The following is a 26194-nucleotide window of genomic DNA, read 5'->3' as shown; positions in this document are numbered from 1 at the left end:
TAAGTGCTAATTATAGTATACATAAGCAGTCTTTTGGGGGCAAGCATAAAATATAATTTTACCTGAGGGGCAAGTGTGATATACTGGGAGTACAGTGAAAATGATGTCATAAAGTTTGGAAGGTGATTATATAATGATTTTTGATACACATGCTCATTATGATGACGAGCAGTTTGAACAGGACAGGGCCGAGCTTCTGGCTTCCATGAGCGGGCAGAACGTGGGGACAATCGTAAATGTAAGCGCTACATTGGACTCCTGCAGGCGGTCCATCGCGCTTGCCGGGCAGTACCCCTATGTATATGCGGCGGTAGGTATCCACCCAGACGAGGTAGGGGCGCTGAATGAAGATACGTTTGCGGAGATGAAAACCTTGTTCGGCCATGAAAAGGTAGTGGCTGTGGGGGAGATAGGCTTGGATTATTATTGGGACAATGAGCCGCATGAAGTGCAGAGAAAGTGGTTTGTCCGGCAGCTGGAGCTGGCGAGGGAGTTGGAGCTTCCGGTGTTGATTCACAGCAGAGAGGCGGCTTCCGATACCCTCTATGTGATGAAGGAATGTGCACAGGGCCTGCAAGGAGTGATCCACTGTTTTTCCTATTCAAAAGAAATCGCGCAGGAATACGTGAAGATGGGGTTCTATATAGGAATAGGCGGAGTAGTCACGTTTAAAAACGCAAAGAAGTTAAAAGAAGTGGCGGCGGCTGTGCCTATAGAGCGGATTCTGCTCGAGACGGACTGTCCGTATATGGCCCCGGAGCCATACAGAGGGAAACGCAATCAATCTGGTTATCTGTCTTACGTGGCAGAGCAGATTGCGGCAATCAAGGGAATGCCGGTGGAAGAAGTGATAGAGCAGACTGAAAATAATGCAAGAGCGATGTATAGGCTATAAAGGAGGGCAGTGTGAAGGAACCAACATTAGGAAACCCGCAGAATACGATTGAGATTCTGCAAAAATATGAGTTTAACTTTCAAAAGAAGTTCGGGCAGAACTTCCTGATCGATACGCATGTGCTGGATAAAATTATCAGCTCCGCCGAGATTACGAAGGATGATTTTGTATTGGAAATCGGGCCGGGAATCGGGACTATGACGCAGTATCTTGCCTGTGCGGCAAGAGAAGTGGCGGCGGTGGAGATTGACAAGGCTTTGATTCCTATATTGGAGGATACCTTGAGCGGCTATGAGAATGTTACGATCATCAACGACGATATTCTCAAGGTCGACATTGCCGGACTGGCACAGGAGAAGAACGGTGGAAGGCCAATTAAGGTGGTGGCAAATCTTCCCTACTATATTACAACGCCTATTATTATGGGGTTATTCGAGAACCATGTGCCCCTTGACAGTATTACGGTAATGGTGCAGAAGGAAGTGGCAGACCGGATGCAGGTGGGGCCGGGCTCTAAAGATTATGGCGCTCTGTCTCTGGCGGTACAATATTACGCCCAGCCTTATATCGTGGCAAATGTGCCCCCCAATTGTTTTATGCCTCGGCCCAAGGTAGGGTCGGCGGTCATACGGCTGACGAGACATGAGAAGCCGCCGGTGCAGGTGGAGGATGAGAGGTTCATGTTTTCATTGATTCGGGCATCCTTTAATCAGAGGCGCAAGACATTGGCCAATGGACTTAAGAATGCAGGCACACTGGGACTTAGCAAAGAGAAGATTATTCAGGCGATTGAGGAATTGGGGAAAGGCGCCAATGTGAGAGGGGAAGCCTTGACTTTGGAGGACTTTGCCGCACTCAGCAACATTATATTGAAGAAGGAGGACTAATTTTATGCAATATCAGATTAAGGGAGAAACACTACCGGTTGTAATATGCCAGCTTGAGACCGGAGAGAAAATGGTGACAGAGCGGGGTTCTATGGCATGGATGTCACCGAATATGAAGATGGAGACATCCACCAACGGAGGCGTTGGGAAGGCATTCGGCAGGATGTTCTCCGGTGAGTCCATGTTTCAGAATATTTATACTTCACAGGGCGGCAGCGGGCTTATTGCCTTTGCGTCAAGCTTTCCGGGCTCTATCAAGGCATTTGAAATTGGGCCGGGCAAGGAGTATATCTTCCAGAAGAAAGCCTTTCTCGCCTCTGAGGCAGGGGTGACGCTGGCGGTACATTTCCATAAGAAGGTAGCCTCAGGCCTGTTTGGAGGAGAAGGATTTATTCTCCAGAAGGTATCCGGGTATGGCATTGCTTTTGCCGAGTTTGATGGACATGTGGTCGATTATGACCTGCAGCCGGGGCAACAGATTGTGGTAGACTCTGGTTATTTAGCGGCCATGGAGGCAAGCTGCCAGATGGATATCCAGACGGTTCCCGGACTTAAGAATATTGTGTTCGGCGGAGAAGGGCTGTTCAATACCGTGATTACAGGGCCGGGCCGGGTATGGCTTCAGACAATGCCTATTAGCAGTGTGGCAGGAGCCCTGCGTCCATATTTCCCGGGCAGCAGCAGCTAGAAAACTCAGGATTGTTTTTTATCGAACAATTTAGTATAATGAAGCAATAGAGCGATTGTATGTTCTGAGATAATGTAGATGAAAGGAGAACAAAGTATGACAAATGGCAACAACAGTAATGTAGAAAAGATTTTATTTGATATTACTCCAAAGATTCAGGAACTGGCAGACCTTTGTGAAAAGAATAATGAGATAGACAAAGAGCTGTTTACAAAATATGAAGTAAAGCGTGGACTGCGTGACTTAAATGGAAAGGGCGTCCTTGCCGGGCTCACGAACATCTCCGATGTCTGCGCCACCAAGATGGTGGACGGCAAAGAAGTTCCCTGCGCGGGCAATCTCTACTACAGAGGCTATAATATTAAGGACATTGTCAAAGGATTTTTGGAAGCCAATCATTACGGGTTTGAAGAAACCGCTTACCTGCTTCTGTTTGGCGATCTTCCGAATCCGAAAGAGCTGAGTGAATTCCATGAGACTCTGGTGGAGAGACGGACGCTTCCGCCCAATTTTGTGCGGGATGTGATAATGAAAGCGCCAAGCTCTGATATGATGAATAGTCTTTCACGTTCTATTTTGAATCTGTATTCTTATGACAGTAAGGCGGATGACACGAGCATCCCCAATGTACTGCGCCAGTGCATGAATCTGATCAGCCAGTTTCCAATGCTGATGGTCTATGGCTACCACGCGTACAATTACCGTTTGGGAGAAGACTTGTATATTTATGCACCGTCTCCTGAGCTGTCTACGGCAGAGAATATTTTGATGATGCTGAGAGAGGACAGGAAATACACGGAGTTGGAAGCCAAGATACTGGATATGGCTCTGGTTCTCCATATGGATCACGGCGGTGGTAATAACTCCACCTTTACGACCCACGTTGTCACATCATCCGGAACGGACACCTATTCTACGATGGCGGCGGCTATGGCATCCCTGAAGGGGCCGAAGCACGGCGGCGCCAACATTAAGGTGACTCAGATGATTACCGAGATGAAAGAGGTCGTTAAGGATTGGGAAGATGATGATGAAGTGAGAAATTATCTGGAAGGCCTTCTGGATAAAAAATATTTTGACAAAAAGGGACTTATCTATGGGATGGGACACGCGATTTACTCCGTTTCCGACCCACGTGCCGATATTTTCAAGAAGTTTGTAAAGCAGCTTGCGCATGAGAAGGGGTATGACAAAGAGTATGCCCTCTATGAGAAGGTGGAGCATCTGGCGCCGGAAGTTATCTCCCAGAAGCGGAAGATGTACAAGGGCGTCAATGCCAATGTAGACTTTTACAGTGGCCTTGTGTATGGAATGCTGGGGATTCCTCAGAAACTGTATACCCCCATATTTGCTGCCGCCAGAGTAGTAGGCTGGAGCGCGCACCGTCTGGAAGAGCTGAAGAACGTGGATAAGATTATCCGCCCGGCCTATAAGCCGCTGGCTCCTTACAGAGAATACATAAAGATGGAAGACAGATAAGTTGAATAACATGAAGAAAGGTTAAGAAGGTCCGCCCTGTGGTAAGGGGCGGGCCTTTAGAGGGAAACGACAATGAAAAGGCATTTTACCTATCCATCCAGAGACGGCGTGACACAGATTCATGCCATAGAATGGAAGCCCGAGGGCGAAGTGAAGGCGGTTCTGCAGCTTTGCCATGGTATGGTGGAATTTATTGACCGGTATGATGATTTTGCCCGATACATGGTAGAAAGAGGTTTCTGTGTGGTAGGAAATGATCATCTGGGGCATGGAGAGTCCGTAGTAAGTGATGAAAAGCATGGATTTTTTCATGAGAAGCGGGGAAATGAATGTGTCATCGGGGATATCCATAAACTCCGGGAAATCACGCAGAAACAGTATCCGGATGTGCCCTACTTTATGTTGGGGCACAGCATGGGCTCCTTTCTTATCCGCCAGTACATGAAACTGTACGGGCAGGGGCTTGCCGGGGTGATTGTCATGGGTACCGGTTATCAACCCCCTGTTGTCGTGGCGGCAGGAAAGGCTCTTTGCAGGATAATCGCGGCGTTCAAAGGATGGGATTACCGGAGCAGGCTGATTGACAATATGGCTTTTGGCTCTTACAATAAACGTTTCGAACCGGCAAGGACATCGAAAGACTGGCTCACAAAGGATGAGAAAATTGTGGATGAGTATCTGGCGAACCCTTGGTGTACTTTTACCTTCACGGTCAATGCGTATTACCATATGTTCCGGGGATTGCAGGTGATTTCCAAAAAAGCAAACCTTGAGCGGATTCCCAAAGAACTGCCAGTATTTTTCGTGGCGGGAGCGGATGACCCGGTAGGGAATTTTGGAAAAAGCGTGCAGAAGGTCTTCAAAAAGTATCAGGCCTGCGGCGTCCGGGATGTCAGTATAGAGTTATATGAGAATGACCGTCATGAAATACTGAATGAGACGGATAAACAGTCTGTATATGCAGATTTGGCGGCCTGGATGGCGGCAAGGATGGAATAGAATTATTTAGGTGAAATGAATAAAAGGTCCGTGCAGCTCATAACATGCACGGATCTTTTATAATGCGGCGAAAATGTGATTACATATTGACCTTAATCAATATTAGATGTAAAATTGTTCTGTATCGAACAGTTTTATGACTAACAATAAGAAAGGAAATATAAAATGGTGGATTCACGTAAACGGATCGGATTGGAAATCCGCAAATTGGATCATATGCTTTCACGGAACCTTACGGCAAATGTCAAAGCCTCCGGGATTGATGAGATAACGCTGATGCATGGATGGATTATACGGTATCTTTATGAGAACAGGAATGAGGAGGTTTTTCAGAAGGATATAGAAAAGAATTTTTCTGTGGGCCGTTCTACCGTGACTAACATTATTAAGCTGATGGAGAAAAGGGGATATCTCTGCCGGGAAGCTGTGGAGAAAGATGCCCGTCTGAAAAGGGTGCTGCTTACCGAGAAAGGAATTCATACCCATGAAGCCATAGAGGCTTTGATCGACAGGATGAATGAACGGACCCTTGAGGGAATCTCCGACGAGGAACTTGAGGTGTTCGACCGTGTCGTAGAAAGGCTGAAGGAAAATATACGGCGGCAGCAGGAAGAACAGGCTGTGGAAGGAGAGGAAGTTGATGATTAGGACACTTCTAAAGGAGGTCAGGCAGTATAAAAGAGCGTCTATTGCAACACCGGTTTTTATGATTCTGGAAGTGCTGATGGAGACAATGATTCCGTTTCTGATGGCTTCTATCATTGACAACGGAGTCAATGCGGGAGACATGGGGCATATCTATAAAGTAGGCGGTGTTATGGTAGTGGCGGCGGCTTTCGGCCTGCTTGCCGGGGTGGCAGGTGGAAGATATGGAGCCAAGGCTTCGACGGGGTTTGCCCGGAATTTAAGGCAGGCTATGTTTTATAAAATACAAGATTTTTCCTTTGCGAATATTGATAAATACAGTACGGCAGGTCTGGTGACCCGTCTGACTACAGATGTGACGAATATCCAGAATGCGTACCAGATGACGCTTCGCATGTTCACTAGGGCGCCGGCCAGCCTTCTATGTGCGATGATAATGGCTTTCCGCATCAATATGAGGCTTGCCAGTATTTATCTGATAGCAGTCGTTTTATTGGGCTGTGTTTTATTTTTTATTATGAATCATGCCACAAAGTATTTTCAGCAGGCATTTCCTAAATATGACGATATGAATGCTTCTGTGCAGGAGAATGTTTCGGCTATCAGGGTAGTGAAGGCATATGTGAGGGAGGAGCATGAGACTTCAAAGTTCAGAAAGACCAGTGAGAACATTTACCGCATCTTTGTAAAGGCGGAGTGCAACCTTGTCTATAATGCGCCGCTGATGCAGTTTACGGTCTACACGTGTATTTTGCTTATCAGCTGGATCGGAGCCAAGATGATTGTGGCGGACAGCCTGACGACAGGGGAGATGATGAGCCTTCTGACCTACTGCATGAATATACTTATGAGCCTCATGATGCTCTCCATGGTGTTCGTCATGATTTCTATGAGTACGGCAAGCGCAAGGCGTATCTCGGAAGTCTTGAATGAGACCAGTGATTTGAAAAATCCGGAAAATCCACTGCGGGAGGTGGCGGATGGAAGTATTTGCTTCCGCCATGTAGATTTTGCCTATAAAAAGGAGAGTCAGGAGCCGGTGCTTCGGGACATCAATCTGGATATCCGTTCCGGTGAGACGATTGGTATCATCGGCGGCACAGGGAGCGCAAAGACCAGTCTCGTGAATCTAATCAGCCGCCTCTATGATGTGACGGCAGGAGCCGTACTTGTCGGAGGACGGGATGTGAGGGAATACGATATGGAAGTACTGAGAAACCAAGTCTCTGTGGTACTGCAGAATAATGTTTTGTTTTCCGGAAGCATCTTAGATAATCTGCGCTGGGGAAACCGGTATGCCAGCAGAGAAGAGTGCGAGGAGGCCTGCCGTCTGGCCTGTGCGGATGAGTTCATAAGTAAATTCCCTCAGGGGTATGACACCCATATTGAGCAGGGTGGGAGCAATGTGTCAGGAGGACAGAAGCAGAGGCTGTGCATTGCGCGGGCGCTTTTGAAGAAGCCCAAGGTGCTGATTCTGGATGACAGTACCAGCGCGGTGGACACGGCGACGGATGCGAAGATACGAAGGGCGTTCAGGGAAGAACTTCCCGAGACGACGAAATTAATCATAGCGCAGAGAATCACCAGCGTTCAGGACGCAGATCACATTATTGTCATGGATGAAGGGCGGATTCACGGATTTGGAACCCACGAGGAGCTGCTCGCCGGAAATGAGATTTACCGGGAAGTATATGAATCTCAGACGAAGGGCGGCGGAGATTTTGATGAGAAGGCAGGTGAGTAGAGATGGCAGGACCAATGGCAATGAGAGGGCCCCGCGGGAGGAAACCGAATGTGAAGAATCCGGGTATGCTTTTTAAACGGCTGCTGGCTTATGTGTTCCGAAAGTACCGTATCCATTGTTTTTTTGTGGTTATTTTTATATTTGCCGGGGTGTTGGCAAACGTACAAGGGACGATGTTCACGAAAAATCTTATCGATGATTATATTACGCCGCTCTTGACAGCGGACGCGCCGGACTTTGGCCCGCTGGCGGCCGCGATTTCGAAAGTCGCTGTGTTTTACGGGCTGGGGATTATTTCCACTTACATCTATAACCGGATTATGGTAAATGTGACACAGGGTGTGCTTAAAGATTTAAGGGACGATTTATACGCCCATATGGAGAAGCTTCCCATCCGGTATTTTGATACCCATTCGCACGGCGATATTATGTCAATTTATACGAACGACATCGATACACTGCGCCAGATGATAAGCCAGAGTATTCCGCAGGTAATCAACAGTGCATTTACGATAGTGAGCGTGTTCGTGAGCATGCTGATTCTTAATATTCCACTGACGGCAGTGACACTGATCATGGTGACCATTATGATTTTCAGTTCGAAAAAAGCGGCGGGACAGAGTGGAAAGTATTTTATGGAGCAGCAGGTGAATCTGGGAGCGGTCAACGGATATATTGAAGAAATGATGAATGGGCAGAAGGTAGTCAAGGTATTCTGCCACGAGGAGGAGAACAAAGAGAATTTCCGCGCATTGAATGATAAGCTGTTTGCCAGTGCGGACAAGGCAAATACTTTTGCCAATATGCTGGGGCCTATCAATGCCCAGCTGGGAAATATCAGCTATGTAGTCTGTGCCATTGTTGGAGGTATGCTGGCGCTGAACGGCATAGGGGGCTTTACGCTGGGAGGGCTGGCAAGTTTCCTTACCTTTAATAAGAGCTTCAGCATGCCGATCAATCAGGTCAGCCAGCAGCTCAATGCGGTGGTTATGGCTTTGGCGGGCGCCGAGCGTATCTTCCGTCTTTTGGACGAGGAGGAGGAGACAGACGAAGGGTATGTTACATTGGTGAATGTAGTAGAAAAGGACGGTGTGCTGACAGAGAGCAGCGCACGTACCGGAAGGTGGGCGTGGAAACATATTCATCAGTCCGACGGCTCTGTGGACTATGTGGAGCTGAAGGGGGATGTTATATTTAACGGTGTGGATTTTGGTTATACAGATGAAAAAATTGTTCTCCACGATGTGAAGCTGTATGCAGAGCCAGGCCAGAAAATAGCCTTTGTCGGCTCGACCGGGGCTGGGAAGACGACGATTACGAATCTCATCAACCGTTTTTATGATATTCAGGACGGAAAGATACGTTATGACGGAATTAATATCAATAAAATTAAAAAGGCGGATTTGAGGCGTTCTCTTGGAATTGTACTGCAGGATACGCACTTGTTCACCGGGACAGTGAGGGATAACATCCGTTATGGCAAACTGGACGCAACGGACGAGGAAGTAACGGCAGCAGCAAAACTTGCAAATGCGGACGGATTTATCCGCAGACTGCCGGATGGGTACGATACGATGCTCACCGGAGACGGGGCAAATCTAAGTCAGGGACAGAGGCAGCTTCTCGCCATTGCCCGGGCCGCTATCGCAGACCCGCCGGTGCTGATTCTGGATGAGGCTACCAGCTCCATCGATACGAGGACAGAGCGGATTGTTCAGGATGGTATGGATAAATTGATGCAGGGCAGGACCACCTTTGTAATCGCACATAGGCTGTCTACGGTCAGAAATTCGGACTGTATCATGGTGCTGGAGCAGGGACGGATTATCGAGAGGGGGACACATGAACAACTGATTGAGGAAAAGGGAAGATATTATCAGCTGTACACCGGGCATGCAATCAGCGCATAGCGTAGGCAGAAAGGAGCCGGAGGGTCAGGAGACCTTCCGGCCCTTTCTGTATTCGAACCGGTTCATGATTTGGGCAAGGAAATAATTATTCATTATTGACAAAGAAAAACAGATATGGAAGCGGATTTCAATAATTTTCTTAGACAAAATCCATAAATTTAATTGAATTAAATCAGATTAATTGACAAATCAGATATGGGAGAATATAATGATATTAAATTAATTTAATTAAATTAAAATAAGGAGATGGAAAGGGGACTGAATATTATGCCATTAGTAACAATGAGCGAAGTGCTAAAAGAGTCAATCGACAAAAAATATGCGGTGGGTGCATTTGACACAATGGACAGAGTTTTTACAGAGTCAATTTTAAATGCGGCCGAAAAGAAGGGGGTTCCGGTTATTCTTATGATTGTCCCTCCGGTGCTGGATGCTCCGGACGCAGACTTGTTTATGAGCTATGTGGTAGACAGATGCCGGAGAAGCCCGGTTCCGGTGGCTCTTCATCTTGACCATGGGCCGAGTTTTGAATCTGTTGTTAAGGCGATTCATTATGGATGTACCTCCGTCATGTTTGACGGGTCTTCGCTGCCTTACGAAGAAAATGTGGCAATTACTCGCAAGGTTGTAGAAATCGCTCATACGTGTGGTATTACAGTAGAAGCGGAAATTGGACATGTGGCGGGACATGAAGGGAATATGCTGGATGGTAATGTGGCGGATGAAAGCGCGTATACCACGGTGGAGGAAGCCTTGAATTTTTATAAAGACACAAATGTGGACTGCCTTGCAGTTGCGGTAGGGACAGTACATGGAGTGTATAAAGGGACGCCGAAACTAGATTTTGAAAGGCTTCAGGAAATAAGAGACGCATTGCCTATACCGATTGTACTCCACGGCGGTTCCGGCCTTACAGCGGAAGATTATAAGAATTTAGTAGCACACGGTGTCAATAAAATTAATTTCTTTACCGCTATGACACTCGCTGCTTCCGAGGCCGTCAGAAAACTGATGGAAAAAAATAAGAAGTTAATGATGACAGACATCATTATGGCAGGACAGAATGCAGCGGAAGAGATTGTTAGCGAACATATTGATATTTTTGGCACTCTGCCATTGTCCTGTTAGTCTATGTGAGAAATTTTTATGCTGAACGCTATATCATACAAGTTGAAATTTACGAAAGAGGAGGTAAGTTTATGAAGAAAAAGTTGGTCAGTATTTTGTTGTGTGCTGTGATGTCAATTGTTTTGACAACGGGATGCAGTGACACGTCTAAAAAAGCAGATGCTCCTAAAGACGATGCAAAAACTGAAAAAGAAAGTTTAGGCGGTTCGGGAGAGGCTTTTGATGATTTTACGAGGCCGGGAATCAATAAGGATGGGAAGCTGAAAATAGCTTGCATCCACCCAAAACCGGAAGTGGAATCTCAAAAAAGATCTATTCTACAATGTGAGCTTGAAGCGAAAAACCGTGGATGGGAGTTTCAGGACATCGTATATCAGTCGGATTCTGAATGGGCTGACTTATTTAAAAATGTGATGAATCAAGGGGTAGACGCAATTATTCTCGGCTCTACAGAATCTATGGAGGCAAAGGTAGACTTGATACAGGAGGCACGAAATAAAGGGATTGGCGTTTATAGTAATGACAATCAAGTAGTCGATGGCGTTATCATGAATTCTACGATGCCTAACGGTGTTGCGGCTATGAGCTTAATCTACCAGATTGGCAATGACGTGGGATGGACAGGGAAGTTTGCTTTTGCGACGGCGGGCACCATTCAGGTTCATAATGAAAGAATTCTTCCAATACAGTCAGTGTGTGACATTTATGCAAACCTTGAGACTTTAGATACCGTAGATTCCACAGCAGGCGGGGCGGATCCGGCTACTTACGTGGCAGATGCGGCTAAAGCTTGGTTCCAGAAATATGGGACAGAGCTTACCGGTGTGATCGGTTCCTGTGATTTTCTGGCTATGCCATGTGCAGAGGCGGCAGAGCAGAGTGGGGGACTTGTGAATCCGGATTTGTTTGTAGCCGGTATCGACGGCGGTTCTGACGCATGGAATTACATTCGCAGCGGCGGCTATTTCAAATATAGCTATGCACAGCCATTCGAAATGTTTACGCATAAGGTGTTCGAGGCCATTGAGCAGATTCAAGTGAAAGGTCTGAACCCCGGAGACGAGGGATGTATATTAGCAAAATCCGGCGAAGTCCTGTATTCAGAAGGGCTGGTTATTTCACAGGAGAACGTGCCTGAGGTCGGGGCGAACATTAACAGTGCATTCGACTATTATGATGATGACCCGGACGCGTGGTACAACTGGGAAGGAACTTATACAGTAAGTGAATAATAAGGAAGATAAAGTATGATAGTTTCAGCATAACTATGAAGCAATGAAAAGAAACCGTGGGGATATCAAGTTACAGGATGTCCCCTTTTCTTAAAATAAAACGAGGTGATAAACGTGTCAAATACCACGCCATTGTTAAGTATTAAAGGGATAACAAAAAGATTTACAGGGATTACCGCCGTTGACCACGTCAGCTTTGATATTCACAAGAATGAGGTCCATGCTTTAATAGGAGAAAACGGTGCGGGAAAGAGCACTCTGTGTAAAATGTTGACGGGTGCTTACAGTATCGATGAAGGCCATATTGAAATTGACGGGAAAAAAGTGAATTTTAAAGGGCCTGCTGATTCCATGAAGGAAGGAATCAATATGGTTTATCAGGAGAGAAACCTTATAGGCTATATGACAGCGGCACAGAATATAAGCCTTGGGACAGAGATAATGAAAGGGATTATTATGGACCAGAAGGCCATTATGAAGAGAGCGGAGGATGTGAGGGAGCGTCTCGGCGTTGACGTCCCTCTTGATGTTCCGGTGGAAAAACTGGGAGCAGGTGCCCAGCAGCTGGTAGAGATTATGAGGGCGGGTTCCACTATGCCTAAGCTTTTAATTTTAGATGAGCCGACGGCGTCTCTGGGGGAAGGAGAGATAGAGCCTTTCTTGAACTTTGTTAAGCGCTTGACCAAAGAGCTTCATATTTCGGTCATCTACATTACACACAAGCTGGAGGAAATCTTCACGATTGCCGATAAAGTTACTGTGATGGCCGATGGGAAAAAAACAATGACAGCGGATATACCCCAAATCACACAGGAAGAATGTGTGAGAGCCATGATCCGCAGCGACAAGATCAAGGCGGTGGAAGTTCCAGAAAAGGACTTTAGTGAACTGGAAAAAAATAAGATTTTGGAAGTTCAGGAACTCACCTATGACGGAAGAAAGCATGCGGTGCCGTTTTTCGTTTGTAAAGGTGAGGTGGTAGGATTTTATGGACTAGTCGGAGCGGGGCGGACAGAGACTATGGAAGTTATTTCAGGTATCAGAATGGCGGACAAGAAAGAGTTCACGTTTGACGGGGAAGTGATAACAGGCGGGGACAGTTATAAAATGATTCAAAAGGGTATGATCTTGACGCCGGAGCTTAGAATCAACGGTATCTTCCCGACGCTCAATCTAGTAGAAAATGTTTGTACTTTATTTGTCAGAAAATTTGCCACAAAAATCGGGATGGTCAAAGGAAGAGAAGGCAGAAGATTTACGGAAGATGTGCTGAAGAAAAACGGCACAAAGTATACCAGCAAAAATCAATTAATCTCTGAACTGTCAGGTGGAAATATGCAGAAGATTATTATAGGACGCTCGGTGGAAGTGGAGAATCTGAAACTGCTCACCGTAGATGAGCCGACAGCCGGATTGGATTTGGGTGCTAAAAGTGAGATATATCTTAAAATTCGTAATCTGGCAGATAAGATGCAGAAAAGCGTGGTTTTTATTTCGTCAGAATTGGAAGAATTAATGAAAGTCTGTGACAGAATGTATATTTTTTATAACGGGGACGTTGTAAAAGAGTTAAAGAGAAAGGCATTCGATAAAGAGGCTATCTTGGGATACGCGTTAGGAGGTGTTGGCAATGGCAGGTAGAACCAAATCAATTTCTACAAAAAAGGGTGAGGCTGTTACAAAATATTTTTTGCTCATTGCGGATGTGGTGTTGATTGCTTTTTTCGGCATAATGCGGCCGGGATTCCTGCAGGTGGGAAATCTTCTTGATATTCTGTCTACGGCGGCATTGGTAGGAACAATGGGGCTTGGAGCAAGCATTGTAATGACTGTAGGCGAGATGAACTTTGGCGTCGGGGCAGAGGCGACCCTCACGGCGGCGATGCTCGGCTGGATTCTTGGAAAGGGGAATGTATCCGTCTATATCATAGGGGTTTTGCTAGTACTTCTGATGGCCGCGCTGGTGGGCGTGATTGATTCTTGCTTTGGCGTAATCATTGGCGTTCCGGCCTTTATAGCCACACTGGCAATTTCTAAGATCAATGACGGGTTTGTCAATTTACTGACCGAAGGAAAGACCATGTTCTACAGCAACTGGCCTCCGGCATTTAAGTGGCTGGGGCAGGGATATATCGGGCCGATTCCGGTACTTGCCCTGATATTTGTGATTATCGCATTATTACTGTGGTTCTTAATGGATAAGACTAGGCTCGGCGCTCACATTCAGGCGGTGGGGAACAATAAAAACTGTTGTAAGCAGGTAGGAATCAATGTGACTAAAATTAAGATTATTGCGTTTATTATCTGCTCTCTGGTATGTGGGTTCGCCGGCATCATGGCATCCTCCAAAACGAGTAATGTCATGAATACACTGGGAAGTGGAATTATGATGGACGCGATGGCGTCGGCGATGCTTGGCGCTACATTTTTAAGACCGGGACGCTATAATGTGCAGGGAACGGTGGTCGCGGCGGTGCTGACCGCAATTATCAGCAATGGAATTACATTTTGTGCTTATCCGGACTATGTCCAGAATATTGTGAACGGCATCATACTGCTTCTGGCGGTGGGCTATATTGCAATGACGAGAAAAGAAGGTCTTCCTTCTGTGAAGATGGGATAGGGGGGAACGAAAATGGAGAATGTCAAAGCGAAAAAAAGTATCAATATAACATCTTATGCACTACTTATTTTTACAATCGTGATATCAATTGTTTTTACCATCTTACAGCCAGCCTTCATAGGAGTTGGAAATGTCATGAACATCGTAAGCTCTACAGTGGTTCTATGTATTGCAAGCTTAGGACTGTCTCTTGTCATGATTACGGGAGAAATCGACTTTGCATGCGGCTCTGAGCTGGCAGCCGGTGCATGTATCCTTGCAGTGCTGGCGAAGGCCGGGGTAAATTACTTTGTGGCCCTGATTGCCGGACTCGCGTTCTGCGCCATTGTTGGATGCATTAACGGTATTCTACATACGAGAATCGGTATTCCCGGATTTATTGCCACAATGGGAGTGTCTTTTATTTTGGACGGGCTTAACAAAATGATTACAGGAAGCAGCCGGGTATTCTCTTCTTCATGGGGGAAGATATTTGTGGCAATTGGCCAAAAAAGAATCGGCGGCGTAGTTCCAGTCTCGGTTATTATTCTCGTTGTTGTGGCAGTTGTGATTCTTATTTACACAGAAGGTATGACAAGCGGACGCAAATTATATGCCGTTGGCTCTAACAGTGAATCATGTAAATATGTTGGGATTGACGCCAGAAAAGAGAAAATGAAGGCGTTTATCATCAGCGCCGTATTGTGCGGGCTGGCGGGTATGATCAACGCGTCCCAATTAAACGCGGCCTCTCCTTATTTGGGGGAGACGACGCTTGTAAACCTGCTGACCATGCTGATGCTTGGAGCAACCTTTTACAGGGTGGGCGTGTTTAATGTGCCGGGAACGATTGTAGGCGCGCTTTTGGTAAATATTATAAATAATGGCATGGTGCTGATTGGCGCGAAGACTTGGCAGCAGTATTTGGTTCAAGGGCTTGTCATGCTGGTCGCGGTCACACTTGTTACCCTGTTAAAACTAAAGGCAAAGAAACCGGCCTAATACATTAAGGAGGAAGAAAAATGGTGGAGAAAATGGGAAAATTGGCAGTAAATACCGGATATTATGGGATGGAAATAAAAGAGTATCCTGTTCCGGAGGCCCGGGAGGATGGGCTGGTAATCAAAATTGAGACATTCTGTATCTGCGGGAGCGACCAGCATTTTGTAAAGCTAAAAGAAGAGCACCCTGTGGGCGTGGAGGGGCATGAGTTCATGGGACGTATTATTTCCATGGGCAGCCGTGCTAACGAAACGTTAAAGGTCTATGGCGGTGATTTGAAGGTGGGGGACAGAATCGTAGTTTATCCTCATATCACCTGTGGCAAATGCGATACGTGCAGGACTTATGGCGACGGTGTGTGTGGTGTCTGTGAAAATGATTTTATCTACGGCGGTGTATTTGAACAGAATAGAGAGATGCTGAATCATAATGCGGATGTCTGGCCCCATTTTAAAGGTGGTTTTTCGGAATATTGCTATATCTTTCCGGGGACTTACGTGTGGAAGGTTCCGGAGGACATGCCGGGGGAAATTGCCGCGCTGCTTGACCCATGTGCAGTGGCAATGAGGGCGGTAGAGCAGACAATGACAAATATCGGCGGTCTGGCAGAGGGGCTAAGCACCTCATCTAGATGCCTTGTGATCGGCGCGGGAGCTATCAGCATCATGACGGCGATGATATTGAGGCAGATGGGGGCACAGCAGATAATTATCACTGATTTTGTGGACAAAAAGCTTGAGAACGCAAAAGAAATCGCAAATGTGGATGTGGCGTTAAATGTGTCTAAAATGACATCCGATGAGAGAGTGGCAAAGATTTTGGAGCTGACAGAAGGAGGAGCAAATATTGTTATCAACGGAGCCAACCACCCCTCGTCATGTGTTGAAGGCCTGCGTATGGTACGTAAACTCGGGACTTATGTAGAGATTGGAAACGCGATGGATTTCGGCGCCGGAATTGTATCGGAAATCAATATTCCAGCGGTCGTTTTTGAAAAAAATGCGCATATAACAAGCGTTGTAGCAAATACGCCATCCTGCTTTGACCGGGCGTTCAAGTTTTTGAAGAGATATAAAGAACTGCCTTTTGAAAAATTGATAACACACCGGTTCACAAGTCTGGAAGAAATCATACCTGTCATGAAAAAGATGGCGGACTCTGATTTTATAAAGGCGGCGTGCACATTTGAAGAATAAATTAGACAGAGATAAAAGGAGTGGCAAAAATGAGTAAAAAGATAGTAGTGATGGAAGATTTTACAGTCCGGGGAACAAAAATGATGCACAGATATGACATTTTAGCGCAAAAGTATGGGGCTGAAGTAAGGTATATCCAAGTACAGAAGGACATAAAGGATGGGGACGCGTTTGCAAAAATGTTCTTGGAAATGGAAAAAAATGGGCCGGATGTATTGGAAGAGGAAAGTGAGCTGCTTGAAGCCGTGAAAGACGCCGATATTCTTATTTCTCATATAAGCGCTGTCAGCACCGCGGCAGTCAATGCAGCCGAAAATTTGGAGGCAGTATGTATTATGCGGAGCGGTGTAGAGAATATCAATCTGACAAGCGCGTCCCAAAAAGGAGTGCAGGTAATCAATGCCCCCGGACGTTTGGCCGTACCTGTTTCAGAGTTCACGGTAGGGCTTATGATTGCGGAGATGAAAAATATAGCAAGATCTCATCAGCGTATGCAGAGAGGAGATTTTGATAACCAATTTGTCAATGCAGATTATTCTGTGAATTTGAAGGGTAAAAATGTAGGACTTATTGGCTGTGGCGCGGTGGGTTCCAGAGTGGCAAAAATCATGAAGGCATTTGAAGCGAATGTCCTAGTGTATGACCCTTATATGGAGGACGCGAAAATCGTAGAGGCGGGATATCAGCCGGCAGAGCTGAATGAACTTTGCCAAAAAGCGGATGTCATTTCCATCCATTACCGCTTGACACCAGAGACAGAAGGCTTGGTGGGAGCGGAACAGTTTGCACTCATGAAACCAACTTGTTTCCTCATTAATACAGCGAGGGCAGGACTGGTAGATGAAGCCAGCTTGATGGATGCGCTCCAGAATCACAAAATCGGAGGAGTCGGTTTAGATGTATTTCATCAGGAGCCTCTGCCGGAGGATCATCCGCTACTCACTCTCGACAATGTAACAATTACGAATCATCTTGCGGGGCACTGTTCTAATATTTTTGATATGACAATGGATATCATGCTGGGTACGCTGGAGCATTATTTTGAAACTGGTGAGTGGAAAAATGTAGTAAATCGATAGGAGAATATGATGAAAAAAGAAGTCATTTTGGTCGTGGACTATGGGACTTCCAATGTACGTGTAAATGCAATCGATACTGACAATGGGGATATTCTTCATTCCGCCTCAAAAAAATATCTGGTCAAATCTATAAAATCCGGGTATGCAGAAATATCCGTAGACCATCTATGGGATTTTTCTCAGGAGTGTATGGGGAGGGTAATGGAACAAATGGCCGAATATGAAGAGCCGGCGGCTATTGCATTTTCATTTTTTGGAGATAATCTGATTCCCGTAGATCGCAAAGGGAATGCACTGAACGACTGTATCCTGTGTACGGATTCGCGGGGGGCAGAAGAGGCGGAATATATCTGTAGTATGATTCCCGAGGAGGAACAGAAGAAAATCATCGGGGATACTTATATGCCATACAAATTCGGCGCCAAGCTATTGTGGTATAAAAATCATGTGGAGGAGGCAGACAAAAAGGCCGTGGCCTACGATACGCAGCAACAGTATATTTTTAGAAAGCTGGGGCTCTCCCCCGTCAATGACTATACGATGGCGGCCAGAAAGCAGCTGTGTACATTAGAAAATCAAACTTGGTCCAAACGCTTTTTGGATGTACTTGGTATCTCAGAGGAAGCTTTGGGGACGGAGATTATTGCGACAGGAGAGATTGCAGGCTATGTGAATACTTATGGGGACGTAAGATTTAAAAAAGTACTGCCTGTCATTGCCGGAGGGCATGATTGTGACGTGGGCTTAATCGGTATGGGAGTCATTGACGAAAGTTACAGTATTCTGGGAGATATCACGGGCACCTTTGACCATGTGGGATATTTGTCGGCAGGAATTGTGAATCTGTCCATAGAACGGCCAGAGTCGCCGCTTCGTTCTTATAACGGGCCTCTTCCTAATACTTCTGTATGTCTGGGAGCGATTCCTACTGCAGGAGCGACTTTGGAATGGTTCATGAGAGAGATTAATGAGGACACAAGTCAGGAGGCTTACAGAAAATACTGGGACAGTGTTCAATTTGAAGGCGGCAGCACCGTATTGGTACACCCCACACTTGACGGAAACCGAGGAAAGATAGAGGGGATAGGAGTTACCACGACAAAAAGGGATATGTTCCAAGCTGTAATAGAAGCATTGACGTTTGAGAACCGGAGATTGATCGAGGACTGTGAAAGCTGCCGGAAAACCAAAGTAGAGAGTGTCAGAATCGGTGGGGGCGCGGCAAATTCAGACGAATGGATGCAGCTTAGGGCTGACGTTTCCGGGAAAAGGATTGAAAGAATGAAAAATATTCAGATATCGTCTCTGGGAGCCGCTGTTCTTGCCGCGGTCAGGATTGGGAAATACCAATCACTGGATGAGGCGGTAGAGCATATGGTACACGTAGCTGATGTATTTATCCCCGATTTAGAAGTACATGAAAAGTACGAGAAAAAGTATAAGGGATTCATGGAAAAAATGGGTTATACAAAGGAGGAAAAAAGTTATGAGATATAAACAATTTGGAGCGACGGATATGAATGTGTCTGCATTGACAGTGGGAACATGGGCGATTGGTGGGGCAAACTGGGGAGAGGTCAATAAGTCGGATTCTATCAGAGCGATTCATGCCATGCTTGACTGTGGCGTCAATAGTATCGACACGGCGCCGGGATACAATTTTGGGGAGTCTGAAAGGGTCGTGGGCGAGGCGCTGGAAGGAAGAAGAGATAAGATATATATTACAACGAAGACCGGTGTATACAATGATGAGAAAGAGGGGTTCGTAAAGGACGCCAGAAAAGAGACGGTTTTCAGACTTTGCGAGGAATCGCTCAGGAACCTGAGGACAGATTATATTGATTTGATGGTGATCCATTGGCCGGATATCCAGCACAATACACCCTTCGAGGAAACAATGGAAGCTTTAAATACCCTCAAAAGGCAGGGTAAAATCCGGTATATAGGAGTCTCCAACTTTGAACAGGAACAGATTGAAGAGATTAGAAAATATGGGCAGATCGATGCCTTCCAGCCGCCCTATTCTATGGTGAATAGAAGTCAGGAAGAGCTGATGAAATGGACTTGCTCCAACGGAATTGCAAACATGACTTATGGCTCACTGGGGGCAGGAATATTGACGGGAGCTATCCGTGAACTTCCCGATTTTGCGCCGGACGATATGAGGTTAGTATTCTATGATTTCTTTAAAGAGCCTAAGTTTTCTAAAGTCATGCAGTTACTGAAAGTACTGGATGAGATTGCCGGGAAGCATAACGCTCCGGTGGCTCAGGTGGCAGTGAACTGGAATGCCCAAAAGGAATATGTACATACCTCTCTTTGTGGAGTAAGAAACGAAGCGGAGGCAATTGAAAACTGCAGTGGTTTTGAATGGGAACTGTCTGATGAGGAAATGAAACAGATTGACAGTGCGATTGACACCTATTTGTAGAAGGAGAAAGAATGGACTTAAAGTTAGCAGGACGGACGGCGATAGTAACTGGCGGGGCAAAGGGAATCGGAGCAGGTATCTCGGAGGTACTGGCAGGCGAGGGGTGTAATGTAGCCGTCAACTACCGCTCACGGCAGAAGGAAGCGGAGGAATTTGCCCAGAACCTCAAGCGGAAGTATCAGGTAGAAGCGGTGGCTGTCCAGGCGGACGTATCAAAAGAGGAAGAGGCGCAAGCCTTGTTCGATGAGACAGTGCGGATGTTTGGCCGGGCGGAGATTCTCATAAATAATGCCGCAGGAGGCTACGCTCCTAATGCGTTTCAGAACATTTCAGCGGAAGAATGGAGAACAGCAGGCGAAGGCCTGCTGAATCCAGCCTTCTATATGAGCAGGGAGTTTGTGAAGTACTGTATTGGCCATGAACAGGGAGGACACATCGTAAATATTTTATCTAAATCTGCTATTTTATCCAGCAGCGTCAACAACTTGGCGTATGTGGCAAATAAGGGGGCGCTTACTGCATTGACGAGGGGAATGGCGAAAGAGTTTATCCAGTATGGCATCTATGTAAACGGCATTGTTCCCGGGTATGTGAGAACTGAGCGGTTGCATATAGACGGGGAGGAGCGGACTGAGAGGGTGAAGAAGCTGCTGCCGGCAGGAGAATTTGCGCAGCCTCAGGACATCGGCCGTGCAGCCGCGGTTCTTGCCTCACCATTGTTCAGCCAAATGATAGGGGCGGTTGTAGACTGTACAGGAGGTACTTTGATATAATCTGAAGGAGGTAAAGGTTTATGAAAAAATCAGGTGTTCTAAACGCAAACTTAATGTATGAGTTAACCAAATTACGTCATTTAGATAAATTGGTTATCTGTGACGCGGGTTTCCCCATTCCTAAAGGCGCGACTGTTGTCGATGTGTCTCTAGTCGCAGGAATTCCTACATTTATGCAGACATTAAAGGCGGTTTTAAATGAAATGATTTTTGAGGAATATATTATTTTTGACTTTATGAAGGTACATAATAAAGAATATTATGACGAAGTAAAGGAAATATTTGTCAATCAAAAATCATCTGAAATTTCCATGGAGGACTTTATAGAAGTTTCAAAAGAAGCGAAGTTATTTATAAGGACAGGGGAATTAAAGCCGGCTTCCAATATTCTCCTTACCTCCGCTACGGGCGTGAGGGAAATGAATGAGACATTGAACATAAGCTTTGATGTGGTATAATTTACCAATAAAGTGCAATAGTTGCATACAATTAAAAAACTTTATGTTAAAATAATAATAATTAAAGCTATGCATAATGGAAAGGAGACTAAATTGTGTCTAGAGTTCATACATATGACCCAAGGTTTTCGGCGATTAAAAAAATGCAGAAGAATGGTAAAAATGCATCGACAATGCTGCAGGATAATAGAAATCTAATACTTCAATTGATAAGAGAACATGGGGAGATTTCAAGAAAGCAGTTGGCCGAGGAATCTGGTCTACAGCAGGCTACTGTGACGATTATTATGAAAGAGCTGCTGGAACAGGGACTTGTCCGTGAAAATGGAATGATAGACGGCGGAAACGGACGGCGCGTGAAATCTTTTACCATGATGCAGCAGTTTTATACAATTGTGGTCCGGCTTACTGGAGTATATATAAAAATTGCCTTGTTTGATTTACACATACAGCCTTTATATGTGCAGAAGATATTTTTTGAGACGGAAGATTATATAGAAGAAGTGCTGGGACTTATTGAAAAGCATATAAAGGAAATAGAAAAGATAGTAGACAAAGAAAAGATACTCAGTATCATTATTGGCGTAGAACATCTATACCGGCTGATGAACAATGATTATGCTATCTGGGACGAACAAAGGCAGCAGTATTGCCCCATAGGCAAGCTTGTTTATCAGAAGATTGGATATAAGACCTTTGTCAACAGGGCAATTAACTTTTCTTCCTATGAAGCATGGGATAGATATAAAGAGTATAAACATATGGATGATGACTATGCCATGATGGTCAACGTACAGTTGAGCTATGATTTAGAGGGGGCTATTATTGTCAACAATGAACTGCTCTATGGCATGGAGGGATTGTGCGGACAGCTGCGGGATCTGCCGATAGACCGGAATAGTGGTAAGACTTATAAAGATGTTGTAACGGTGCCCGCACTTTTGCAGCGGGCGAAGGAATTGCTCTATGAGTATCCGGATTCTTGTATAGCACAGAAAGAGGAGCTTAATGTCCGTGATATTATAGCAGGATACGGTAGGGGCGATGCGCTGTGCAAAAAAGTATATGAAGAAGTAGTCTACTATCTTGGGTATTTGTTTGCACAGATATTGAATCTGCTGGATCCGGACGTTATTTTGATTGGAGATGAGATTCCCGCTCTTATGGGTTTTGTGGAAGAACTCCAAAAAGAGGCGTCTAAATATACCAGTGAGGATAAAGCCAAGCGCATCGGCACCTTTTTGGCGGAGCGCCAGACAAAAAATGATCCGGCTTTGGTGGGAGGCGCCAAGTATGTGTTTGACTTATTATTTAGTGATATTGGAATCTTTTAAATGGAATTAATAATCCTCCGCTTTTTGATTTCTAATCGTCGAAGCGGAGGATTATTTTAATAAGAATCTGCCAGATCAATCGTGTCCGTTGGAATGCCTGCCATTGTGCCGGTCTTCTTTTTTATCATGATTATCTTCAGTATGTGCGCCGTCCCTCACTTTGGAAGAAGCGTTTGGAGACAGGGAGTCTATCAAATCCCATATTTCCCTCATCGTCATCCCCTGTATATCTTCTACGGTAATATCGGGGTCAAGAGCCTTTAATTCTAAATATGCTTTATACTTGCCACAGGACAGGCCGGACTCATGAGCGCCTTCCACTTCTTTAGAATCAGCCGAAGAACAATGCGTGTTCTCATGCTCTGACGTACAGGCTTCAATGTGGGAAAGCATCTGCTCATTTCGTGTCTCGTCCGAGCTTATCACGGCGATGGACAATAATTCATCACGTGACAGATAGGCTTCAACATCATCATTTTCCAGTATTTGTTTCAAGGCTTGTGTGTAGTTTAAAAACCGTACATTCAACGAATCAGCCAATCGGTCGCCGTCTTTGTTATAGCCTTGAATGGAGACGATTCTGTCAAAACGGTTCACTCCAAGCTCAAAGGACGGATTGATGTCAATGCTTATAAATGAAGTGGGAGTGAAATAAACATGGTAGCCTCCAAATCCTATCAATACAAATAAGAGGCACACCACGGCGGGGATGAAGCGCTTATAAGCATAAGTCCTGCGTGTTTTCTGGGCAAGAAATACCCTCGTTTTGTTTTTCAAGTCCTCTTCCGCATGTATGTTGTCGAAGGCTTCTTTTAATCTCTTATTCAAATTCTTCACCTCCCAGCTTATCCTTCAGCATCTTTTTGGCACGTGTCAGGAGCGTATATACTGTATTGACGTTTTTTCCGAGAATCTTGCTGATCTGGGGAGCAGGATAATCTTCATAATAATGGAGATAAATGACATCCCTGTACTTTGCGGGGAGGGAAAGAACGGCCTCCAGAACCTCTCTGTTGTCAGGAGGGAGTTCAGCCGGCTGTTCGATTACCTCATCTATAGAAACAGTATGACTGCGGAAAAAACTTTTAATCAGGTCTTTACAGGCATTGATTGTAACACGAATGAACCATGCCTTCTCGTGCTCTGCGCTGGAGAATGAAACAGAACTAAGGACATACTTCAAAAATACTGTTTGAAATATGTCCTCCGTATCGGCATAGTTTTTTAAATGAATCATACAAATCCGCCTCACGGTATCAGCGTACCGCTCAATTGCTAGGGTAACCTCTCGTTCACTCCGCATAATCAGCCCTCATTTGCTAGTTGTGATGATTTCCCCCGTGGCCATGCCTTTGAGTATGGCCGTCTTGCCGGCAGTTACTTGCATTGTGGTCAGAATGATGGTTTTCCTCTACATGATTCCTGTCGTTATCGCAAGTTGTACCAAGGTTGTCGCAGATACCGGCACTGTTCTCATCTGTGTATCTGCATGCCGCAGACAAAGTATTGCAGTTTACAGAACATCTGTCCGCACTCGGACATACCTTATCCTTTGAATCGGCTGCCATGACGCCTGCTGTGCCGGCGGTAAGCAGTAACACCGTTGTAAAGATACCAGCTAATAATTTTTTCATTTCTTCTCCTCCAATAATTAGGATAGCCATATATGACTTCATATATAATACGAATGTGAAATGAAAATCCATTCAATTTTTTTAATAATTATATTTTACTATAATTCACAGTTCATGTAAAATGATTTGAATGGGTATAATTTAAAGTATTGGTTTCGATAGTTAATGAGTGGAGGTGCACATGAAACGACTTGTCAAATGTTCTTTAGATATTTTACTTAAAAATTGGCCAACGCTGTTACTTTTCAATCTGCTGTACAAAGTTTTCTGTTATTCTGGCATTTATGGAATAATAAGCGATTTGCTGTCACTAATATTAAAAGTGATAAGAGTGCCATATTTAACGTCTGAGAATTTATATTTAGTTTTGATAAATCCGGCCGCCGCTGTTTTATTTACCGGCATGATTTTGGTGGTCACTTTTACGGTGTTTTTTGAAACTGTGGCATTGTACGTCTACTGTGAAGCGGGATGGCAGAGACGGCGGTTGTCTATTGTAACATTACTGAAGGATACACTGCGCCAATGCAGAAAGCTATTTTATATAAAAAATATATTGCTGTTCGTAGGATTCATCCTTACGACGATACTGACGGCCCTGCCATTTACTCCCTATATTTTGCAGTGGTTACGTATTCCTGAGTTTGTGATGGACTTTATCAAGCAAAAGCCAATATTATTTTTTGCTTTTATTATTATTGCGGCCATCGCGAATATTATTTATTTTTTGTTTTTATTTTTTCTGCCACTCACTTTATTTCAAGATGAGCCTATTAAGAAGGCGTGGCAAGGGGGGATGCGTCTCTTAAAGAAGCGTAAAACAGCCACGGTTGGACGTCTGCTGGCAGCTTTTGCTATTTTTGGCGCTGCAGTGGCGGCTATTCTTGGCGTTGCTGTGATTGGACTGGTTATTTTTACAAAGTTTTTGAAATCTCCGGCAGAAGCCGTCAGCTCTTTTGTGACTTACTTTACAAGAGCTGTGCCGGTAGTTGTTTTAGTTATCAGCATTATTGGTGTGGTTTGGTTCTTTTCTATATTAACTACATTGCTTCATCAATATAGAGAGGATATCAGGCCAGAGCGGAATGTCTGCAAGAGGGGCGGCAGATTCCACATCCTAAAACGGATTGTAACGCTGGTGGCCGCCGTTGTTATTCTGACCATGTTTACCGAGACTGAGCTGGGAGGAAGCTTTATTTACCAGACATACACCAGACCGAAGATTGTGGCCCATCGTGGAGGAACTATATTTGCACCGGAAAATACTATGGCTGCGTTGGATAAGGCTATTGATGTGAAAGCCGATATGGTGGAAATCGATGTACAGCAGCTCAAGGACGGCACTTTGATTCTGCTGCATGATGATAATTTTAAGCGTATTACTGGACATAACAAAAAGGTGTGGGAAGTAGAGTATTCGGAAGTGCAGGGGTATGATGCAGGAAGCTGGTTCGGGCCCGAGTTTGCCGGTGAGCCGGTCGCGAAGCTGGAGGATGTCCTACAGCGCGCAAAGGATAGAATTCAAGTGATGATAGAGCTAAAGCTTACGGGCCATGAGGATAATCTGGTACCAGAGGTGATGAAACTGATTCAAAAATATGATATGACCGACCAATGCAATATCGGTTCCTTAAATCTTGACATTTTAAAAGAGGTAAAAGACATTCAGCCTAAAATGGAGACTGTTTACATTACGCCCCTCATCTTTTCCGGGCAGTATGATATTAATTTTGTTGATGCATTCAGTGTGGAAACCACATCTATAACGAGAGAGATGGTCAGCATAATGCATCTGCAGGGGAAAAAGGCATATGGCTGGACGGCAAACTCAGAAGAAACAATCAATAAAAACCTGCAGTGTCAGGTCAATGGTATTGTGACAGACAATCCGGAATTGGTGCAGTATTATACAATGCAGACTTGGGATAGCCTTGTGCTGAATGGAATCCTTGAGATGTTCTTTGATACTGGTTCAACGATTAAGTGAATTGAGAGAGTACGGGAATGAGCAGTATGACTTATGTAGTATCTGAAGAACAGCGAAAACCCGCTAACCTTATGGCTGGCGGGTTTTCGTA

The 26194-nt window shown here is 45.2% G+C and carries 24 protein-coding genes; 21 read left to right on the top strand and 3 right to left on the bottom strand.

The window, feature by feature from the left end; translation table 11 throughout:
- The first annotated feature begins 133 nt into the window (after positions 1 to 133).
- The 20 genes from BN6465_RS11190 (at position 134) to BN6465_RS11095 (ending at position 22482) form a co-directional block, all read left to right on the top strand.
- Complete coding sequence (locus tag BN6465_RS11190; RefSeq protein ID WP_066734843.1) at positions 134 to 895, top strand: TatD family hydrolase; 762 nt, start codon at positions 134 to 136, stop codon at positions 893 to 895.
- Positions 896 to 906: 11 nt separating this feature from the next.
- Positions 907 to 1782 (top strand): 16S rRNA (adenine(1518)-N(6)/adenine(1519)-N(6))-dimethyltransferase RsmA, encoded by an 876-nt coding sequence (rsmA, locus tag BN6465_RS11185; protein WP_066734841.1) that lies wholly within the window; start codon positions 907 to 909, stop codon positions 1780 to 1782.
- 4 nt (positions 1783 to 1786) lie between these two features.
- Positions 1787 to 2470 (top strand): TIGR00266 family protein, encoded by a 684-nt coding sequence (locus BN6465_RS11180; protein ID WP_066734839.1) that lies wholly within the window; start codon positions 1787 to 1789, stop codon positions 2468 to 2470.
- 96 nt (positions 2471 to 2566) lie between these two features.
- Positions 2567 to 3949, top strand: coding sequence for a citrate/2-methylcitrate synthase (locus tag BN6465_RS11175; RefSeq protein ID WP_066734833.1), 1383 nt, complete (start codon positions 2567 to 2569; stop codon positions 3947 to 3949).
- A 72-nt stretch (positions 3950 to 4021) separates the two neighbouring features.
- Positions 4022 to 4948, top strand: coding sequence for an alpha/beta fold hydrolase (locus BN6465_RS11170; RefSeq protein WP_066734825.1), 927 nt, complete (start codon positions 4022 to 4024; stop codon positions 4946 to 4948).
- Between the two features lie 165 nt (positions 4949 to 5113).
- The gene (locus BN6465_RS11165) at positions 5114 to 5596 is read left to right on the top strand and encodes a MarR family winged helix-turn-helix transcriptional regulator (RefSeq protein ID WP_066734822.1); all 483 of its coding nucleotides are present in this window, start codon (positions 5114 to 5116) and stop codon (positions 5594 to 5596) included.
- On the top strand, positions 5589 to 7337 hold the full coding sequence (locus tag BN6465_RS11160; RefSeq protein WP_066734820.1) for an ABC transporter ATP-binding protein: 1749 nt from the start codon (positions 5589 to 5591) through the stop codon (positions 7335 to 7337). Before BN6465_RS11165 ends, BN6465_RS11160 begins: the two co-directional genes overlap by 8 nt.
- A 2-nt stretch (positions 7338 to 7339) precedes the next feature.
- The gene (locus tag BN6465_RS11155) at positions 7340 to 9247 is read left to right on the top strand and encodes an ABC transporter ATP-binding protein (protein WP_066734818.1); all 1908 of its coding nucleotides are present in this window, start codon (positions 7340 to 7342) and stop codon (positions 9245 to 9247) included.
- Positions 9248 to 9514: 267 nt separating this feature from the next.
- On the top strand, positions 9515 to 10375 hold the full coding sequence (locus tag BN6465_RS11150; RefSeq protein WP_066734816.1) for a class II fructose-bisphosphate aldolase: 861 nt from the start codon (positions 9515 to 9517) through the stop codon (positions 10373 to 10375).
- Between the two features lie 71 nt (positions 10376 to 10446).
- Complete coding sequence (locus BN6465_RS11145) at positions 10447 to 11607, top strand: sugar ABC transporter substrate-binding protein (RefSeq protein WP_066734814.1); 1161 nt, start codon at positions 10447 to 10449, stop codon at positions 11605 to 11607.
- Positions 11608 to 11721: 114 nt separating this feature from the next.
- On the top strand, positions 11722 to 13248 hold the full coding sequence (locus BN6465_RS11140) for a sugar ABC transporter ATP-binding protein (protein WP_066734813.1): 1527 nt from the start codon (positions 11722 to 11724) through the stop codon (positions 13246 to 13248).
- Positions 13238 to 14230 carry an ABC transporter permease gene (locus tag BN6465_RS11135; protein WP_066734811.1) on the top strand — a complete coding sequence of 331 codons (993 nt, stop codon included), beginning with the start codon at positions 13238 to 13240 and terminating at the stop codon, positions 14228 to 14230. Before BN6465_RS11140 ends, BN6465_RS11135 begins: the two co-directional genes overlap by 11 nt.
- A 12-nt stretch (positions 14231 to 14242) precedes the next feature.
- A complete protein-coding gene (locus BN6465_RS11130; RefSeq protein ID WP_066734809.1) occupies positions 14243 to 15211 on the top strand; it encodes an ABC transporter permease in 969 nt (322 codons plus the stop codon).
- A 20-nt stretch (positions 15212 to 15231) separates the two neighbouring features.
- Entirely contained in the window at positions 15232 to 16407 is a 1176-nt protein-coding gene (locus BN6465_RS11125) for a zinc-dependent alcohol dehydrogenase (protein ID WP_066734806.1), read from the top strand.
- A 29-nt stretch (positions 16408 to 16436) separates the two neighbouring features.
- On the top strand, positions 16437 to 17486 hold the full coding sequence (locus tag BN6465_RS11120) for a 2-hydroxyacid dehydrogenase (protein WP_066734803.1): 1050 nt from the start codon (positions 16437 to 16439) through the stop codon (positions 17484 to 17486).
- Positions 17487 to 17492: 6 nt separating this feature from the next.
- Positions 17493 to 18983: an FGGY-family carbohydrate kinase gene (locus BN6465_RS11115; protein WP_082891660.1), complete on the top strand. Its 1491-nt coding sequence runs from the start codon at positions 17493 to 17495 to the stop codon at positions 18981 to 18983.
- Positions 18973 to 19917 (top strand): aldo/keto reductase, encoded by a 945-nt coding sequence (locus tag BN6465_RS11110; protein WP_066734798.1) that lies wholly within the window; start codon positions 18973 to 18975, stop codon positions 19915 to 19917. Before BN6465_RS11115 ends, BN6465_RS11110 begins: the two co-directional genes overlap by 11 nt.
- A gap of 11 nt (positions 19918 to 19928) precedes the next feature.
- Entirely contained in the window at positions 19929 to 20690 is a 762-nt protein-coding gene (locus BN6465_RS11105; RefSeq protein WP_066734796.1) for an SDR family NAD(P)-dependent oxidoreductase, read from the top strand.
- A gap of 20 nt (positions 20691 to 20710) precedes the next feature.
- Positions 20711 to 21148 (top strand): D-ribose pyranase, encoded by a 438-nt coding sequence (gene rbsD / locus BN6465_RS11100; RefSeq protein ID WP_066734794.1) that lies wholly within the window; start codon positions 20711 to 20713, stop codon positions 21146 to 21148.
- Between the two features lie 95 nt (positions 21149 to 21243).
- Positions 21244 to 22482, top strand: a complete 1239-nt coding sequence (locus BN6465_RS11095) for an ROK family transcriptional regulator (protein ID WP_066734791.1) — start codon at positions 21244 to 21246, stop codon at positions 22480 to 22482.
- A gap of 75 nt (positions 22483 to 22557) precedes the next feature.
- Here the strand turns inward: BN6465_RS11095 and BN6465_RS11090 are convergent, their stop codons facing one another.
- Genes BN6465_RS11090 through BN6465_RS11080 form a run of 3 tightly spaced genes read right to left on the bottom strand, consistent with a single transcriptional unit; the run spans position 22558 to position 24116 of the window.
- Positions 22558 to 23310 carry an anti-sigma-I factor RsgI family protein gene (locus BN6465_RS11090; protein WP_066734788.1) on the bottom strand — a complete coding sequence of 251 codons (753 nt, stop codon included), beginning with the start codon at positions 23308 to 23310 and terminating at the stop codon, positions 22558 to 22560.
- Positions 23303 to 23785, bottom strand: coding sequence for an RNA polymerase sigma factor (locus tag BN6465_RS11085; protein ID WP_066734787.1), 483 nt, complete (start codon positions 23783 to 23785; stop codon positions 23303 to 23305). Before BN6465_RS11085 ends, BN6465_RS11090 begins: the two co-directional genes overlap by 8 nt.
- A 16-nt stretch (positions 23786 to 23801) precedes the next feature.
- Positions 23802 to 24116: a hypothetical protein gene (locus tag BN6465_RS11080; protein ID WP_066734780.1), complete on the bottom strand. Its 315-nt coding sequence runs from the start codon at positions 24114 to 24116 to the stop codon at positions 23802 to 23804.
- A gap of 181 nt (positions 24117 to 24297) precedes the next feature.
- Between BN6465_RS11080 and BN6465_RS11075 the strand changes: the two genes are divergently transcribed.
- Positions 24298 to 26103 (top strand): glycerophosphodiester phosphodiesterase family protein, encoded by a 1806-nt coding sequence (locus BN6465_RS11075; RefSeq protein ID WP_066734779.1) that lies wholly within the window; start codon positions 24298 to 24300, stop codon positions 26101 to 26103.
- Positions 26104 to 26194: the final 91 nt, after the last annotated feature.

Origin of the sequence: Bariatricus massiliensis, from assembly GCF_900086725.1 — a bacterium.
GTDB lineage: Bacteria > Bacillota > Clostridia > Lachnospirales > Lachnospiraceae > Allocoprococcus > Allocoprococcus massiliensis.
The sequence above is the reverse complement of the archived record's forward strand: the minus strand, read 5'-3'. Positions and strand labels throughout refer to the sequence as shown.

Coding starts and splice junctions, on each gene's coding strand:
- BN6465_RS11080 (WP_066734780.1), bottom strand. CDS start 24,116: ATGAAAAAATTATTAGCTGGTATCTTTACAACGGTGTTACTGCTTACC.
- BN6465_RS11135 (WP_066734811.1), top strand. CDS start 13,238: ATGGCAGGTAGAACCAAATCAATTTCTACAAAAAAGGGTGAGGCTGTT.
- BN6465_RS11075 (WP_066734779.1), top strand. CDS start 24,298: ATGAAACGACTTGTCAAATGTTCTTTAGATATTTTACTTAAAAATTGG.
- rbsD (WP_066734794.1), top strand. CDS start 20,711: ATGAAAAAATCAGGTGTTCTAAACGCAAACTTAATGTATGAGTTAACC.
- BN6465_RS11130 (WP_066734809.1), top strand. CDS start 14,243: ATGGAGAATGTCAAAGCGAAAAAAAGTATCAATATAACATCTTATGCA.
- BN6465_RS11165 (WP_066734822.1), top strand. CDS start 5,114: ATGGTGGATTCACGTAAACGGATCGGATTGGAAATCCGCAAATTGGAT.
- BN6465_RS11125 (WP_066734806.1), top strand. CDS start 15,232: ATGGTGGAGAAAATGGGAAAATTGGCAGTAAATACCGGATATTATGGG.
- BN6465_RS11115 (WP_082891660.1), top strand. CDS start 17,493: ATGATGAAAAAAGAAGTCATTTTGGTCGTGGACTATGGGACTTCCAAT.
- BN6465_RS11110 (WP_066734798.1), top strand. CDS start 18,973: ATGAGATATAAACAATTTGGAGCGACGGATATGAATGTGTCTGCATTG.
- BN6465_RS11180 (WP_066734839.1), top strand. CDS start 1,787: ATGCAATATCAGATTAAGGGAGAAACACTACCGGTTGTAATATGCCAG.
- BN6465_RS11105 (WP_066734796.1), top strand. CDS start 19,929: ATGGACTTAAAGTTAGCAGGACGGACGGCGATAGTAACTGGCGGGGCA.
- BN6465_RS11150 (WP_066734816.1), top strand. CDS start 9,515: ATGCCATTAGTAACAATGAGCGAAGTGCTAAAAGAGTCAATCGACAAA.
- BN6465_RS11160 (WP_066734820.1), top strand. CDS start 5,589: ATGATTAGGACACTTCTAAAGGAGGTCAGGCAGTATAAAAGAGCGTCT.
- BN6465_RS11085 (WP_066734787.1), bottom strand. CDS start 23,785: ATGCGGAGTGAACGAGAGGTTACCCTAGCAATTGAGCGGTACGCTGAT.
- BN6465_RS11155 (WP_066734818.1), top strand. CDS start 7,340: ATGGCAGGACCAATGGCAATGAGAGGGCCCCGCGGGAGGAAACCGAAT.
- BN6465_RS11175 (WP_066734833.1), top strand. CDS start 2,567: ATGACAAATGGCAACAACAGTAATGTAGAAAAGATTTTATTTGATATT.
- BN6465_RS11145 (WP_066734814.1), top strand. CDS start 10,447: ATGAAGAAAAAGTTGGTCAGTATTTTGTTGTGTGCTGTGATGTCAATT.
- BN6465_RS11120 (WP_066734803.1), top strand. CDS start 16,437: ATGAGTAAAAAGATAGTAGTGATGGAAGATTTTACAGTCCGGGGAACA.
- BN6465_RS11190 (WP_066734843.1), top strand. CDS start 134: ATGATTTTTGATACACATGCTCATTATGATGACGAGCAGTTTGAACAG.
- BN6465_RS11170 (WP_066734825.1), top strand. CDS start 4,022: ATGAAAAGGCATTTTACCTATCCATCCAGAGACGGCGTGACACAGATT.